The organism is Pseudomonas sp. NPDC087612, assembly GCF_044743505.1.
Lineage (GTDB): Bacteria > Pseudomonadota > Gammaproteobacteria > Pseudomonadales > Pseudomonadaceae > Aquipseudomonas.
The window spans coordinates 230,863-245,702 of record NZ_JBIUWO010000001.1 but is presented as its reverse complement, the minus strand read 5'-3'; the positions used below and the strand labels follow the sequence as shown (position 1 = coordinate 245,702).

Sequence of the window (14,840 nt, the reverse complement as noted above, 5' to 3'; positions counted from 1 at the left end):
CGCGCAGACCTTGGCCAGGGTCTGCTGCTGACTTTTCCAACACCAGGAAGTCAGCATGAACGACCACGACGATGCCTCGATCGACAGCTTTATCGCCCAGCGCCTGCCAGGCTGGTTACGGGATGCGCCGTTGGCCGCGGTGCAAGCCTTGCAGCAGAGCATGGGCGACAGTCAGCGCGCCCAGGTGCCGATGCAGGCACTGCTGGACTCGCTGCAGTCTCCTGAAGATTTTGCCGCGCCACTGTTGAGCGCAGCGCTGAGTGCGCGCTTTGCCCAACGGGTAGATGTGCGCACCTGGCGCTTGCGCCTGGTTCGGCGTGTCCTCGAAGGATTGCCGCAAGCGTCACTGCCGCCGGTTTTTCGCGTGCAGACCACTTACCAGAGCCTATTGCATGCCGCGCTGCACAATTTTGCGGCTGAAGAAACGGTGGAGGGTAGCCATGACGAACTGACCGCGATCATCGACGAAAAGGGCGTAGTGCAGCCGCTGTCGGTGGCAGCGTTCGCCAGCCTGTGCCGGGAACTGGACCTGGGTGGCCAGTACCAGGCTCACCTCAAGGCGCTGCTAAGCCCTGCTGGCGAGGTGGCCAGGCAGGTAAGCAAGACCCTGGAGCAGGCTACCCGCAGCGGCCTGGCCGTCGCCCTCAACCAGGCCTGGATCAAGGGCGACCTCGACGCCGCCAGCCATGACTGTCTGTTGCGCGTCCTGGCGCTCAGGCCGCTGGTGCCCAATGCCACCTTGAGCAGTTTTCCCCACCACCTCAATCTGCTGGGCAAGCGTCTGGTCGGGGTGGTGGCGTTTGAGATGCGCGAGCAACTGTTCGATCCCAATGGCTATTCCGATGTTCTGGGGGTGGTCTTGTATGTGCCGGATGATCCGCTGCACCCGGTCAAACACTACAACTCGTGGAGTGCGGCGTATTCGGCGCTTGCCACACGCTTTGCGCAAGCAGGGTACGGGAAGTTCTTTCAACGCTTTGTCAGCGAACGCGATCGTGCGACATTCGTGATCACCCTGACGCGGCTGCTCAGGCAAGCCACGGCGGGCTCGGCGATCGAGCTTGATGGTCGTCACTTTGCCTTTGCCGGGCCACTGCTGGCCACGCTGTCTGCTGCGCGCATCGCAAAAATCGAGGATGACGCCCGAGTACTGGCAGTGCCCACCGATGATGAAGACCGCACAGAGCGCAGCCAGCGCCTGCAGGAGTACCAGGAGATTGGCCTGACCCTGGCCAACCTGGCAGCCTTTTTTGTCCCCGGGCTCGGGGAAGTGATGCTCGGGGTTGCCGTCGCGCAGCTGCTGGGCGAGGTTTATCACGGCTATGAAGACTGGCAGCAGGGCGACCGTGAAGGCGCCATGAACCACATGCTCGGGGTGGCGGAAAACCTGGCGGCCAACGCCTTGCTGCTGGCGGGCGGCAAGGTGCTGGTCAAGGCGCTGCAGCGGTCGGGTTTTGTCGATGGCCTGGTGCCGGTCGAACTGGCCGACCAGCGTCAGCGCCTGTGGAACCCCGACCTGCAGACGTACCGGGACAATGCCTTCGCCCATCGCTTTGAGACGGTCGGCGCCACGGGCTGGCGGCCAGCCTGGGACAGCCCGCAGCACTGGCAGGGCAGTGAGGCAATGCTCAAGCGCTTCGGCGGGCAATGGCAGCAGGCCTCGGACGCGCAACTGCAGCGGGTGCTGGCAATCACCGGCACCCAGCAAGCACAGATCAGGCAGTGGCAGGTGCACGGTGAAGCGCCACCGGCGACCCTGGTCGATGCCCTTGAGCGAGTTCGGCTCGATCATCAGCTTGCTTCAACGCTCAGTAGCCTGAGCGTGGGTAACGTCGGCCAGCCGGCGCCTGTGCTGCTGCGGGCGTTGACCACCCTTGACGGCTGGCCAGAACAACTGCTGGTGACCCTGGGCGAGGAGCGCTTCGGCCAGGCAACACCGACGTCGCCGCGGACCATCGAATTGAGCCCTGTGCCTTCGGCCAGTGGCGACTGGCTGGACCAGGTTCTGCTGGCGCTGGAGGAGACTGACAAGCTGACGTTGCTGACAAGCCCGGGCGAGGGCCTGAGCGAGCGCCAGCAACTGCTCGCGCGCCTGTCCAGGCACCTTGAACAACGCCGTGCCGACGCCTTCGACTTCCTCTATGCCCATTCGCGCCAGGAGCCGAGCGCCGGGGCGCAGATCCTCCAGCGCAACTTTCCCGGGCTACCGCTGGTGGTCGCTGAAGAGATCTGCAGCCACGCCCGGGCCGATCACCTGCAGAGCCTGCTGGACACCTCGAAAGTGCCCTTGGCGATGCTGGAAGAGGCTCGCCTGCTGATGCGCGAAGTGCGCATCAACCGCGCCCTGGAAGCTGTCCACCTGCAGAGCCCGGGCCGGGCCAGCAGCGCTACGCTGGCGGCCCTGAGCGGTGCGCGACGCGAGGAGGTGGCTGGCATTATCGGCCTGAGCGAGCCGGGGCAGTGGTTTCACCCGCCGCAGCGCCTGGCCGACGGGCGCATTGGTTACCCCTTGAGCGGGCGTGGGGTGGGCGGGCGGCAGGCAGTCAATCGCGCCGTGCGTGAGTTGTACCCCACGTTCAGCGACGCCGAGATTGGCGAGTTCCTCACCGAGTTGCGGGTGTCTGGCCGCGAGTTGTGGAGCGGCTTGCAGGCGCTGCATCAGGAGCTGGCAACCCTCAACGAAACCCTCTACAGCTGGCAAGCGGCCGACCCGATCCGCGGCGCGGCCCGCGAACGGGTCGCCGCGCGCTTGCGTCGTTGCTGGCGCCGGCAGACGGCGCGGGTGCGCAATCGCGGCGCCGACTATCGCCTGCTGCTCGAGCACGAGCCGATAGGTGCATTGCCGCAGCTTCCCGAGAGCATCAGCTTCGCTCATGTGGCGGAGATTACCCTCAATGACTTGCAGATCACCGAGTTGCCGCCAGGCTTTCTCCAGCGCTTTAGTGCATTGCGCTGGCTGGATGTGGTGCACGTTGATCTCGCCCGAGTGCCTGAAGGCATTGACGGGTTGAATCATCTGACCTGGCTGAACCTCAGTCACAACCGGATTGCCTGGACCCCTGCCGACAATCGTCTGCTGGCATCGCTGGGCCGCCTGGAGGTGCTCGACCTGGATCACAATCCGCTGGCGTCCCCGCCGGATGTGACCGCCTTGTCGCGCTTGCGCTTGTTGCGCCTGCGCAATACTGCCATCACCACGGTCCCGGCCGGCTTGCTCAGCCGCCCGGCGCTGGAGAGCGCCGACCTGCGCGAGAACCCCATTGTGGTGTTGCAGGAGGGCCTGTTCAACGCGCCGCGGCGCATCCTCGAACGCATCAACTTCCACGACAACCCGCTCAACGCCGAGAGCCGTGAACGCTTGCTGGCGTTCGAACGCGCCGGGTTGCTGCCGGCGGTCGCCGGCTTCAGTCATGCGCGGTTCGACAACCTGCAGGAGGAGTGGCTGACTGGGTCGCAAGATGAGGTACGCGTGCAGCGCGCCGAGCAATGGCGGGTACTGCAGGGCGAGGAAGGCTCGGCTGACCTGTTTCGCCTGCTCGGTGACCTGCGTGAGACGGCTGACTTCAGGCGTCGGCGCCAGGACCTCACGCGTCGCGTCTGGGAGGTGCTCGATTGCTGCTATCGGCACACCCGCTTGCGCAGAGCACTGTTCGCCCTGGCCCGCGCGCCGCGAAGCTGCTCGGACAGCGTCGCCCTGAACTTCAGCACCCTGGAGGTGCGCGCCCATGAACTCACCGCGACCCGCGGCCTTAGCGGGGCCAGTCGCCAGCAACCGTTGCTGATCCTGGCCCGTTCGCTGTTTCGCCTGGATGAAGTGGATCGCTTGAGCGCCGAGGAAATCCAGCTGCGTCGCTCGATGGGCATGGCCCCGGACGAAATCGAAGTCCTGCTGGCTTTTCGCACCGGGCTTGCCGACGAGCTGGAACTGGTCGGGCAGCCACGGAGCATGGCTTATCGCTTTGTCGCTGGCGTCGATCGGCATGCCTTGAACACCATGCGCGACCAGGTCCGCCTGGCCGAGCGCTCGCCACGCCTGGCGGCTTCGGTAGCAGCGCGAGACTTCTGGGTCAGGTTTTTGAAGCAACATGAGCAGCACGCGTTAGAGGCGGTAGACCAGCCATTTTTCCAGCAACTGGAGGATCTGGCGGCGATGCAGGGCGAACTCACCGACCAGCAATACCTGCAGCGCAGCAACGACATTGGCGCCGCACGCGAAGCGGCGCGTGCCGAGCTGATCCTGCAACTGACCCGCCGTGCCCTGGCGCAGGAGGCGCAGCAATGATCGCGTCTAACCATCAGGGACAGGCGCCCGGCATTGACAGCCAGGTGCACGACTATCTGCCCACTTGGCTGCAACAGGCGCCGGCACAGCGTTTGCGGGCCCTGAGCCGGGCGCTGCAACTAAGCCAGCAGCAACGCACCAGGGTTGCTGCGGTGCTCTCGACCATTGAGCCGCTCGACGGCTTTGCCCGTAGCTTGCTGCGCCAGCAACTGCGGACACACACCGGTGCCAACCTGGATGTCGAGCTCAACCATTTTGTCCATACTCGGCACCTGAGCCTGACCTCCACCTTGCTCTCTTTACCGCGTCAGGGCTCGACGGCAGTGGTCTCCAGTCACAGCCTGCTGCAGGCTGCGCTACAGAACTTCAGCGCCGCCGAGGCGGCCAGCGGTGGGCTTGCCGGCAAAGCGCGGCTGCAGTTTGCACAACCGCTGGCCGCCTCGACGCAATTGACTCCCGAGTCTTTCGCCGCACTGTGCCGCACACTCGACCTGGGTGGCCGCTACCAGCTGCATCTGGATCAGGTGCTGACCGACGAGTTCACGCAAATGCTGCGGCGCAGTTACTACCACGACCTGGAAGTCGCCGCGTTGCTCGCGGTACTCAGTGGCGCGCTCGATGAGTACGGCTTCACGGCACTCCTGCAGCATATTCATGCAGATTTTCTGCAGCCGGGCGATGACCCGGTCATCCGCCCCCTGCAGGTGCGTTTGGGTGGGGTGAGGCTCAATGGCATGGTGGTCTTCGAGCTACTGCCGGAGTCGGCCTTCAATACATCGCCGGGTGTGGTGCGCCTTGGCCAACTGAACTGGCTATTGTACATCCCCGGTGACCCACAACGTCCGTTGGTTCAGTTCAGTGCCCGGGAAGATATGCTGGGTGAGTTGGGAGTGCGCTTGAAATCGCCCGGCTACGCGCGCTGGTTCACGCGCTTCGTGCCCCAGGCCGAGCAACTGGCATTTGCCGCGACCCTGGGTGAGCAGCGCCAGCGCGCTGCGGCGGGAGCGCCGCTGGCAATAAGCATGGGCTTGTCAGCCTTCGCCGGGCCGTTGTTCAGTACCCTTGCCAGCCAACAGCTGGCGAAGATCCGCAACGATGCGCGCACCCTGGCCGTGCCTACCGATGACGAAGATGAAAAACAGCGGGTGGAACGCCTGCATGCCTACGAGAACGCCGGCCTGTTGTTGCTCAATGTTGCCGGTTTGTTTGTGCCGGTACTGGGCGCGGTAATGCTCGGCGTGGCTGCAGCGCAGTTGACCTCGCAACTGTTCGAGGGGGTTGAGGACTGGCTGCAGGGCGACAGCGACAAGGCCCTCGAACACCTGACCGACGTGGTCGAGAACCTGGCGTTGTTTGCGGCCGCTGGCGCCGGCGTGCACCTGGTGAGCAAGGCGCTGCGCCACGCAGCCTTCATCGAGGCGTTGGTACCGGTCAGTAACCGGCAAGGCCAGGCGCGTTTGTGGAAGCCCGACCTGGCGGGTTACCAGGCCCGGATCGAACCGGACACGGCTGATGCCCAAGGGCTCATTGGCGGCGACCCGGGCCCTTATCTCACCCTGGACGACCGGGTTTACGCAGTGCAGCACGACAGCGCTCTGGGGCAATGGCGCATCGTCCATCCCGAGGGGGGCGAACGCTATTCGCCGGTCCTGCAGGGCAACGCTCGGGGAGGGTGGCGCCATGGCGGGGAGAACCCGCTGCAGTGGCAAGACACGCGGTTCATGCTCAAGCGCCTGCTACCTGAGCTGGCAACGCTGGCGGAGCCGGCGCAAGAACAGATTCTGACCACGAGCGGCCTTGATGGCGGGCAGTTACGCCGCTTGCACCTTGACAACCTGGCGGCTCCAGGCCTGCTGCGCGACTGCCTGTTGCGCTGGCGTCTGGATCAGGACATCGAGCGCTTTATCGAGCAACTTGCGGCAGGGGCTCCGCTGGACACCACAGAGGCGCAGATGCGTGACTACCTGGTGTCGCGCCTGCCCGCTGACACTACCGCCAGCACTGCGCCGGGGGTGCTGGCCCGGCACGCAAGGATGCTGCGCCAGGCGCTGTTCAGCCATTGCTATGGCCTGCGTACGCGCCTGGCGGGCATCGCCGAATCCGTGGTGCAGGTGGATTTTCCCGAGCTGCCCAGCAGCCTCGTCGGTGATCTGCTCGAGGCGGCCAGTGACGCTGAACTAGGTCGCCTGGTGGAGCAATGGCGGGTGCCTCTGGCGATGGCCAACCGCATACGGGCGCCGTTGCACGATGTACGGATCAGCCGCGCCGTCGAAGGGCTGTACTTGCAATCGGTGCGCAGCCGCGACAGCGACAGGTTGATCCTGGCCTTGCTTGGGCAACTGCCCGGCTGGCCGCAGGCGTTGGCTATCGAGGTGTTCGAAGGCAGCCTGTCAGGGCCCAGACTCGTCCCGGCCGCGGCAGCGACCGGCAGCCGTCGCGTACAGATCGTCAGGCTGGAGTCGGGATATCAGCTGTATCGTCAGGCTGGGGAGCACGCTGGCGAGTTTTATGCTGATCTGTTCAGTGCCTTGAGCAACGCGCTGTCTGCCTCTGAACAGGCGGCGCTGGACACGCCGCTGCGCAGCCGCCTTGGCGAGCTGTTGCATCTGCACCGCGGCAAGGTTGGGCAGTGGCTGCAATCGACGCCCAGGCAACGCCCCTGGTTCAACCCGCCACAGCGCTTGGCCGATGGGCGTATCGGCTATCCCTTGAGTGGTCGCGGCCTGTTCGGTGGGCGCCGCGCGGCCCAGGTGCGGGATATCCGCCAGCTGTACCCGGGGCTCTCGGATACCGACGCCGATGCCTTTGTCGACGCACTGCAGCGCAGAGGTGTCGACGTCGCGGCGCGCATCACAGCCTATCAGCGTGAATACCAGTTGCTCGACGGCACCTTGCGGGCCTGGAGCCAGTCAGTAGCCGCCGATGAAGCGGGCCAGGCCCTGCGCCGCAGCCGTCAGCAGGCGGCGCTGCTGATCCGCCGTGCCTGGCGCAAGCTGTCGCCCAAATGTTGGTCCAACCACAGCGTCATCGGTTACAGCCTGAGCCTTGAAGGGCTGTACACCGGCGACTTGCCTGGCTGGCCGGCCGAGGTCAATTTTGACCATGTGGTCGATCTACAGTTGCACAACATGGGCCTGGGCGACGCCTCGGCGGCTTTCCTGCTGCCCTTCAAGCGCTTGCGCGAGTTGAACCTGGGCAACAACGCCCTGACCCGTTTGCCCGACGCCCTGAGTGCTATGCCGGCGCTGGCGCGCTTGTTGGCACCGGGTAATCACATCGAACTCGACCAGCAGGCGGCCCGGCAACTGGCCGGGCTGTCGCAACTGCGCATCCTCAACCTCAATGACAATCCTGTGGGACCCTTGCTGGACCTTGAACGTTTGTCGCGCCTGGAGGAGGTGCAACTGCGCAACACCGGGCTGCAAGCCTGGCCGCACGGGCTGTTGAACCGCTATCACGGCTACCGCCTGGACCTGCGCAACAACCAGATCGACAGCCTGCCGCAAGCGGTGCTCGACGCCCCGGGCTGGATCAACCGCGGGCTGGCGCTGCATGACAACCCGCTGTCGCAGGCAACCTTTGAACAGCTTGAGCAGTACCAGCAGCGCACCGGTATTCGCCTGGCCAGCCGCCGTAGTCATCAGTCGCCAGTGAGCAAGGCGCGGCGCCTGTGGCTGCAAGCGGCGCCGGCCGGCGACAGCGCCCAGGCGCTGACTACCTGGCAGGCATTGGCCGACGAACCGCAGGCGACAGGTTTGTTCAGGCTGCTCGCAGACCTGAGCGCCACTGCCGAGTTTCAGCGCACGCCTGCTGACCTGGGGGAACGAGTATGGGTTTTGCTCGATGCTGCCAGCAAAGCGCCCGAATTACGTGAGTCGCTGTTCGAGCTTGCGGCCTCACCGATCACCTGCGGTGACAGCGTTACCCTCAGTTTTGCCACCCTGGAAATCCGCGCGTCGGTGTACATCGCCTCGCACCTGGCGACCGATCAGCCTCTGGCACAGCGGCTATTGAGCCTGGGCCGGCGGCTGTTTCGCCAGGAGCAACTGGACCTGCTGGTTACCGAGCAGGCGCAGGCGCGAGCAAACGCGGGTGCAGTTGTCGATGTCGTCGAGCTGAGCCTGGCCTACCGCATTGCCCTGGGCGAGGCCCTGGACTTGCCGAGCAAGCCGCAGAGCATGTTGTCTGCGGCTCTGGCGCCGCTTGACGAGGGCGAGATCGCCAGCGCCCGCCAGCGCATCGAGGGTCTTGAACAGACGCAGGCGTTGCAGCAGTTCATCAGTACCCGGGACTTCTGGCTCGACTACCTCAAGGCGCAACACAAGGCGCAGTTCGAAGCCCTCGACCTGCCTTATCGCAACCAGCTGGAGGCGATCATGGACAGCCAGGGCGAGCTGCGCGATGACGATTATCTTCAGCGCATGCGGGCATTGGCCAGTGCCCGCGAGCAAGCAGAAGCGAACCTGGCGTTGGGTTTGACCGAAGAGGCCTGGGCCGCCTTCGTGGCCCAGGCGGCCGAACCGTGAAGGTGCCTCAGAACCGCTGCTGGCGCCTGTCCAGTTGCTGATCGACCAGCCACTTGCCGTGGGCCAGCGCCGCATGCTGGGCGTTTTCCAGGTCGGCCAGGTAGGCCATCTTCACCGGCAATGACAAGCGCCGGCTGGTGTGGCCTTCGGGATCGGTGATCAGGCAGCCGGCGTTATAGGGCGTGGGGATGCCGGGGTGGGTTTCGACGCTGGCGGTGATGGTGTGGTTGCGATGCTCGCATTGAAGGGTTTTCATCGTCCTTACCTCGCTGCTGTGGTATCGAAAGCGCCTCAGTCAGGGTGCTTTTTCGGGTATACCACAGCAGCGGCGCGGTTGGATCCGGGCCGACGAACGTCAGCTTCAGCGAAACGCCGGCAGCAATCCGTTGATGGGGCGTGATCCTCGCAAGCTAGACCGTAATACGTGATTTGCAGGTGTAATAGTTGGCTGCGAGCGCTGCGCGCTCGATCGCCGGCAAGTCCGGCTCCCACAGCTCTGGCGCACACCGTGGGAACCGGCGAGAAGGATCAGAACTCGGTCGGCTGGATGATCTCGACCCAGTAGTCATCCGGGTCCTTGATGAATGCCAGGTGCTTCATGCGGCCGTCGCTCAGGCGCTTCTGGAAGGTGACGCCCAGTTGCTCGAAACGCTCGCAGGCAGCACGGATGTCCGGCACCGAGATGCAGATATGACCGAAGCCACGCGGGTCGGTGTTGCCGTTGTGGTAGGCAAACCCGGCGTCGTTTTCGGTGCCGTGGTTGTGGGTCAGCTCGAGAATGCCCGGGATCGATTTCATCCACTCGGTGCGCTTGGCAGCATCGGCCGGGATCTGCGCCTTGTCGACCAGGGCGAGGAAGTACAGGCTGAACTCGGCCTCGGGGAAGTCGCGCTTCTCGACCAGGCTGAAGCCCAGCACGCGGGTGTAGAAGTCCAGGGACTTGGCAACGTCCTTGACCCGCAGCATGGTGTGGTTGAAAACGAATTTGTGGGTCGCGGCATCCGGTTGCGCGGTGACACCAGGGAGGGTGTCGAGATGGTTCAGGCTCATGGGCTCTCCGCATTTGAGGCTGGCAACAGCGCTGCCAGCAAAACAGTCAGGGCGTCATGATACGGAACTGAAGCGATTGCGCAAACGATTTGCGCCCCGCCTTTGTGGGGCGGGGCGCAAGAATTAGAAGCCCGCCGAAGCGGGCGTATGGGGCGCTAGTCCGTTAGCAGTCTTCATCCTGAGCCAGTCGATGTGAAAAAAGTGTGAAGGGTTTTTTCACCTGCGCAACCAGCTGTCGACAGTCTTGGCCCCGTACTGCTCCTTCCAGGCCTTGAGGCCGCGGTGGTTGCCACCCTTGGTTTCGATCAACTCGCCGGTGTGCGGGTTTTCATAAACCTTTACCACCCGCGCACGGCGTTGTTTCGGTGCACTGGGCGAGGCTTTGTGGGTAGCCTTCGGGTCGAGGATCGCGACAATATCGCGCAGGCCCTTGTCGTAGTGTTTCATCAGGTCGACAAGTTTCTTCTCGAACTCGATTTCACGCTTCAGGCCGGCGTCCTTTTTCAGCGCCTCCAATTGCGCCATTTGTTCCTGAAGGGCCTTTTCGGCGGCGCGGAACTCTGCAAGTCTGGACACTGTCATCACTCCTTTAAGTCTGCAGTGGCCCGGCATGCGTGTAGATAGCAACATTCTGTATAACGCAGCCGCCACCGGGTTGGGCACAACATCGCACTAATAAAGAGTGTAGTAGTCGTCGCGCAGTGGGTAAACATTAAACTTTTATATTGTGTGTTATGGAACTTTCTTAATTGCCACCCGACCTTGACCAAAGAACTAGTCAATATTCCGCCAGCGGCCTTAGACCATGGTCCAATGGCCCGCAATAGAGCGGTTGCGAGACCATGATCGGTCACCGTCGACTGCCATCGACGCTGGGAGCATTGTCGGCGCCGGGATCGGCGCCGGTTGTTTTTTGCCTTTCTTTCGGATTTCGCTTCTCATGTTTGCCCCATACCCTCTCGCGCCCGGGCGCAGCCTTGTCGGCCTGCTCGCGATGTTTGCTGCTGTCTCGACACAGGCCGCTGGTTTTCTTCAAGACAGCAGCGCCAAAGTCGAAGCACGCAACGTCTACTTCAATCGTGACTTTCGCGATGGTCATACCAGTTCCGACCAGGGCGCGTCGAAACGCGAAGAGTGGGCCCAGGGCTTTATTCTCAATGTGCAGTCTGGTTATACCGAAGGCACTGTAGGATTTGGTGTAGATGCCATCGGCATGCTCGGCTTCAAACTCGACTCCAGTCCGGCCGATAGCAACAGTGGTCTGTTGCCCTCCAGCGGACATGATCCGCGTGGTTCGGTAGACCAGTACGCGAAGATGGGCGTAGCCGGCAAGATGCGTTATTCGCAGACTGTGCTCAAGGTCGGTTCGATGATGCCGGACATGCCGCTGCTCAAGTACAACGACGGCCGCCTGTTGCCGACGATGTTCCAGGGCGCGATGCTGAGTTCCGAAGAATTCAAGGACCTGAAGTTCACCGTGGCGCGCCTGGACAAGTACACCGCACGGGACTCGACCGACCGCGAGGACATTCGTGTTCACTGCAAGAACAAGCGCTACGCCTGTGGTACCACGGCCGATCATTTCGACATGGCCGGGATCGACTACAAGTTCAATGACCGCCTCAGTGCGCAATACCAGGTAGGCAAACTTGAAAACATCTACCGCCAGCACTTTTTCGGCCTGGTGGCCAGCCAGCCGCTGAGCGTCGGCAGCCTGTCGGCCGACCTGCGCCTGATAAAAAGCGATGACATTGGCCGTGCCCGCGCCGGTGACATCGATCACCGCGCCTTCAGCGGTATGCTCGGCTACAGCCTTGGTGGTCACAAGGTCAGTGCCGGCTGGCAGCGCATGTATGGCGAGAACGCCATGCCGTACCTGGATGGCAGCAACCCGTACCTGGTCAACTACGCCCAGGTCAACGACTTCGCGGCGGCCCAGGAGCGTTCCTGGCAACTGCGTTACGACTACGACTTCAAGGCCATGGGTGTGCCGGGCCTGAGCTTTTTTACCCGCTATATCAACGGCGACCATATCAAGGTCCCGGGCAGCCTGGCCGAGGGCAAGGAGTGGGAGCGCGACAGCGAACTCAAGTACCAGGTCCAGAGCGGCACCTTCAAGGATGTCAGCGTGCGACTGCGTAACTCCACCTACCGCAGCAACTATGAGAAGTATGCCCGCGACATGGACGAAACCCGGGTGATCGTCAGCTACAACTTCTCGATTTTCTAACGCGCAGTACGTTGCCATTGTGCTTCGGCCAGCCGACTATGAAGGCTGGCTGAATCATGGAAGCGACGTGCAATGAAACAACTGCTGTTGATCGGCATCGGGCCGGGCAATCCGCGCCAGATCACCTTGCAAGCCATCGACGGGCTGAACCGGGCCCAGGTGTTTTTCGTGCTCGACAAGGGTGCGGTCAAGGACGAATTGCTGCAACTGCGCAAGCACATTCTCGAGTGTTACATCGATAAGCCCGGCTATCGCCTGGTGCAGGTCGAAGACCCCCTGCGCGATGGCGCTGCCAGCGATTACGTTGGCGCCGTCGAGGACTGGCACCAGCAGCGTGCGGCGTTGTACGCCAACCTGATCGAAAACGAACTGGCTGACGGCGAATGCGGCGCTTTCCTGCTCTGGGGCGAGCCGACCCTGTACGACAGTACCCTGCGTATTCTCGACCTGGTCCAGGCCCGTGGCGTGGCTTTGGCGCTGGAAGTGATCCCCGGCATCAGTAGCGTCCAGGCCCTGGCCGCCGCTCACCGTATTCCCTTGAACCGTATCGGCGAGCCGCTGACCGTGCTGCCTGGCCGGCGCCTGGCTGAACAGCCGTGCATCGACAACCTGGTGGTGATGCTCGACGGCCAGTGCGCCTTTGCCGCGCTGGACGATCCGCAGTTGCATATCTACTGGGGCGCTTACCTGGGTAGCGCCGATCAGGTCCTGATTGCCGGGCCGCTACTGGAGGTCAAGGCGCAGATCATCGCCGCCCGTGAACAGGCACGGGCGCGCAAGGGCTGGATCATGGACACTTATCTGCTGCGTCGGCCGCTGTAGCCAGGCGGTTCTTGGCCTCGATCCACTGCGACATGTACTGGGTACTCTTGTGCTGGTGGTGTCGGAGCATGGCGCCGGTGAAGTTGAACAGCCGGTGCTGGTCGAGGTCGGCCAGGGCGTACTCGATGCGCTCGACCAGGGCGCTGGCGTGCTGGCGCCGGTCGTAGCGTGCGCCGAGCAAGCGCAGCGCGTCCTGCTGGGCGCGGTTCCAGCGTGCTTCATCGCTGTACAGGGCGGCGGCGGCTTCGGCCAGGCCTTCGGCGGTTTCGGCGATTGCCCCTGGCCAGGGCAGGGCGCCGTGCATGGCTTCGGCGCCGATGGGGGTGGTGACGCTGGGGGTACCGCACTGCATGGCGTCGGTGAGCTTGCCCTTGATCCCGGCGCCAAAGCGCAGCGGCGCCAGGCAAATGCGCGCGTTGCTCATCACTTCAAGGGCGTCTTCGGCCCAGTTCATGATGTGAAAGCCCTCGGCGGGTTTGTGCAGCGCCGTGGCCTTGGGCGGGGTGTAGGCGCCGTAGATGTGCAGCTGCGCCTGGGGCAGGCGCCGGCGGATCATCGGCCACAGGCTGTTCTTCATCCACAGCACCGCGTCCCAGTTCGGCGCATGGCGAAAGTTGCCGATGCTGAGAAAATGTGCGCGCTCGGCAAATGGCTTGAACGGCTCGCTGGGGGCGTCGAGCATCAGCGGGCACCAGTGCAGCAAGTGCTCGGGCACGCCGAAGCCGTTGATCAGCAGGTCGATCTCGACATCGGAAATCATCAGGCTCAAGTCGCTGCGGTAAATGGCGGCGAGTTCGCGCAGGGTCAGGTCGGCGCTGGCCATCTGCCGATAGAGGTCGGGGCCGGAAGTGTTGAACAGCGCGCGAAAGTCATTCGGGTCCAGGCCTTCGATCAGGCGCCGGCGCAGCAGTTGCTGGCGGGCATCGCGCAGGCTTTGCAGGTCGGAGGTTTCCAGCACGCGCAGGGCGTTGGGGCAATGTTTTTCGACGCGCCAGCCGAACTGCTCTTCCATCATGAAACGGTCGAACAGCACCACGTCCGGGGCCAGTTCGCTGACAAACGCGTCAAAGCTGCTGTCGTTGAGGGCAATGGCCTGTTCGCCGATGCCCAGGCTCGCCAGGTCGGCCTTGTGCTCGCCAATGGCTGCGGGGCTGCTGAAGGTGACGCGCCAACCGCGCTGCACGAAGCTTTCAAGGATCTGCATCATGTGCGAGCCGGCGGCTGAGGAGCGCGGCTCGGGCCACACGTAGCCGATGACCAGGACGTTGAGGGCAGGGGCGGGCATGGGCATCGGGGACCTTGGCAAAAAAGGTGCGTATTAAAGCAGATTCCGGGCGGGCCGGTAGGTGCCCTAAATGGCCTGGAGAATACCCTGCACCTTGTCACGCAACTGGTCGATGCTGAACGGCTTGGTTATCTGGTGCATGCCGAGCGGTATGTCAACGTCGCCATAGCCGCTGGCAAACAGCACCGGCAGCTCCGGCCGCAGTTCCCGGGCTTTGACGGCCAGGTCCTTGCCGTTCATGTCCGGCAGGCCGACATCGGTGAGCATCAAGGCCAGGGATTGTTGCGGGTCTTTCAAAACCCTCAGTGCCGCTTCTGCATCGGCAGCCTGCAGCACCTGATAGCCCAGCTCTATAAGCACCTCGACCGTCAGCATGCGCACGATATCGTCATCTTCAACGACGAGCAGGGGCGGGGATGTCTGCGGCATGGCGGTATTCCTGTACAAAAGTCTGTTCATTATCTGTAAGCCGGGCACGCCCTGAAGTTCCCTCTGCGCTGAAAAAAGCCTCCCGAATGAACAGCATAGCGGTCATTGAAAAAGCAGGGAACGTTTGCGCGCGACACCTCTCAAATGCTGGCTAAATGCCCTGCCAGAATGGCCAAAGGCGTTTAGACTCGGAGTAGGAAGGGCTGGCAGAATGGC

Annotated in this window: 9 protein-coding genes; 4 read left to right on the top strand and 5 right to left on the bottom strand. The window is 63.3% G+C overall.

Annotation, left to right across the window (positions count from 1 at the left end; translation table 11 throughout):
• The first annotated feature begins 55 nt into the window (after positions 1-55).
• Positions 56-4,282 carry an NEL-type E3 ubiquitin ligase domain-containing protein gene (locus tag ACIOVF_RS01000; RefSeq protein ID WP_401286692.1) on the top strand — a complete coding sequence of 1,409 codons (4,227 nt, stop codon included), beginning with the start codon at positions 56-58 and terminating at the stop codon, positions 4,280-4,282.
• The gene (locus ACIOVF_RS00995) at positions 4,279-8,808 is read left to right on the top strand and encodes an NEL-type E3 ubiquitin ligase domain-containing protein (RefSeq protein WP_401286690.1); all 4,530 of its coding nucleotides are present in this window, start codon (positions 4,279-4,281) and stop codon (positions 8,806-8,808) included. The genes ACIOVF_RS01000 and ACIOVF_RS00995 overlap by 4 nt, the downstream gene beginning before the upstream one ends.
• Before the next feature lie 7 nt (positions 8,809-8,815).
• Here ACIOVF_RS00995 and ACIOVF_RS00990 read toward each other — a convergent pair whose 3' ends face one another.
• From ACIOVF_RS00990 to ACIOVF_RS00980, 3 genes are all read right to left on the bottom strand, one after another.
• Positions 8,816-9,064 carry a hypothetical protein gene (locus ACIOVF_RS00990; RefSeq protein WP_045198034.1) on the bottom strand — a complete coding sequence of 83 codons (249 nt, stop codon included), beginning with the start codon at positions 9,062-9,064 and terminating at the stop codon, positions 8,816-8,818.
• A gap of 272 nt (positions 9,065-9,336) precedes the next feature.
• Positions 9,337-9,858: a lactoylglutathione lyase gene (gloA, locus tag ACIOVF_RS00985; protein WP_123566119.1), complete on the bottom strand. Its 522-nt coding sequence runs from the start codon at positions 9,856-9,858 to the stop codon at positions 9,337-9,339.
• A gap of 216 nt (positions 9,859-10,074) precedes the next feature.
• The gene (locus ACIOVF_RS00980; RefSeq protein ID WP_045198039.1) at positions 10,075-10,434 is read right to left on the bottom strand and encodes a histone-like nucleoid-structuring protein, MvaT/MvaU family; all 360 of its coding nucleotides are present in this window, start codon (positions 10,432-10,434) and stop codon (positions 10,075-10,077) included.
• Positions 10,435-10,798: 364 nt separating this feature from the next.
• Between ACIOVF_RS00980 and ACIOVF_RS00975 the strand changes: the two genes are divergently transcribed.
• Both ACIOVF_RS00975 and cobF read left to right on the top strand, forming a co-directional pair.
• A complete protein-coding gene (locus ACIOVF_RS00975; protein WP_093381901.1) occupies positions 10,799-12,088 on the top strand; it encodes an OprD family porin in 1,290 nt (429 codons plus the stop codon).
• Positions 12,089-12,160: 72 nt separating this feature from the next.
• On the top strand, positions 12,161-12,910 hold the full coding sequence (gene cobF / locus ACIOVF_RS00970) for a precorrin-6A synthase (deacetylating) (protein ID WP_401286685.1): 750 nt from the start codon (positions 12,161-12,163) through the stop codon (positions 12,908-12,910).
• Here the strand turns inward: cobF and ACIOVF_RS00965 are convergent.
• Both ACIOVF_RS00965 and ACIOVF_RS00960 read right to left on the bottom strand, forming a co-directional pair.
• Entirely contained in the window at positions 12,876-14,195 is a 1,320-nt protein-coding gene (locus tag ACIOVF_RS00965) for a glycosyltransferase (RefSeq protein WP_082075442.1), read from the bottom strand. The genes cobF and ACIOVF_RS00965 overlap by 35 nt on opposite strands.
• 66 nt (positions 14,196-14,261) lie before the next feature.
• Positions 14,262-14,624 carry a response regulator gene (locus ACIOVF_RS00960; protein WP_401286682.1) on the bottom strand — a complete coding sequence of 121 codons (363 nt, stop codon included), beginning with the start codon at positions 14,622-14,624 and terminating at the stop codon, positions 14,262-14,264.
• Positions 14,625-14,840: the final 216 nt, after the last annotated feature.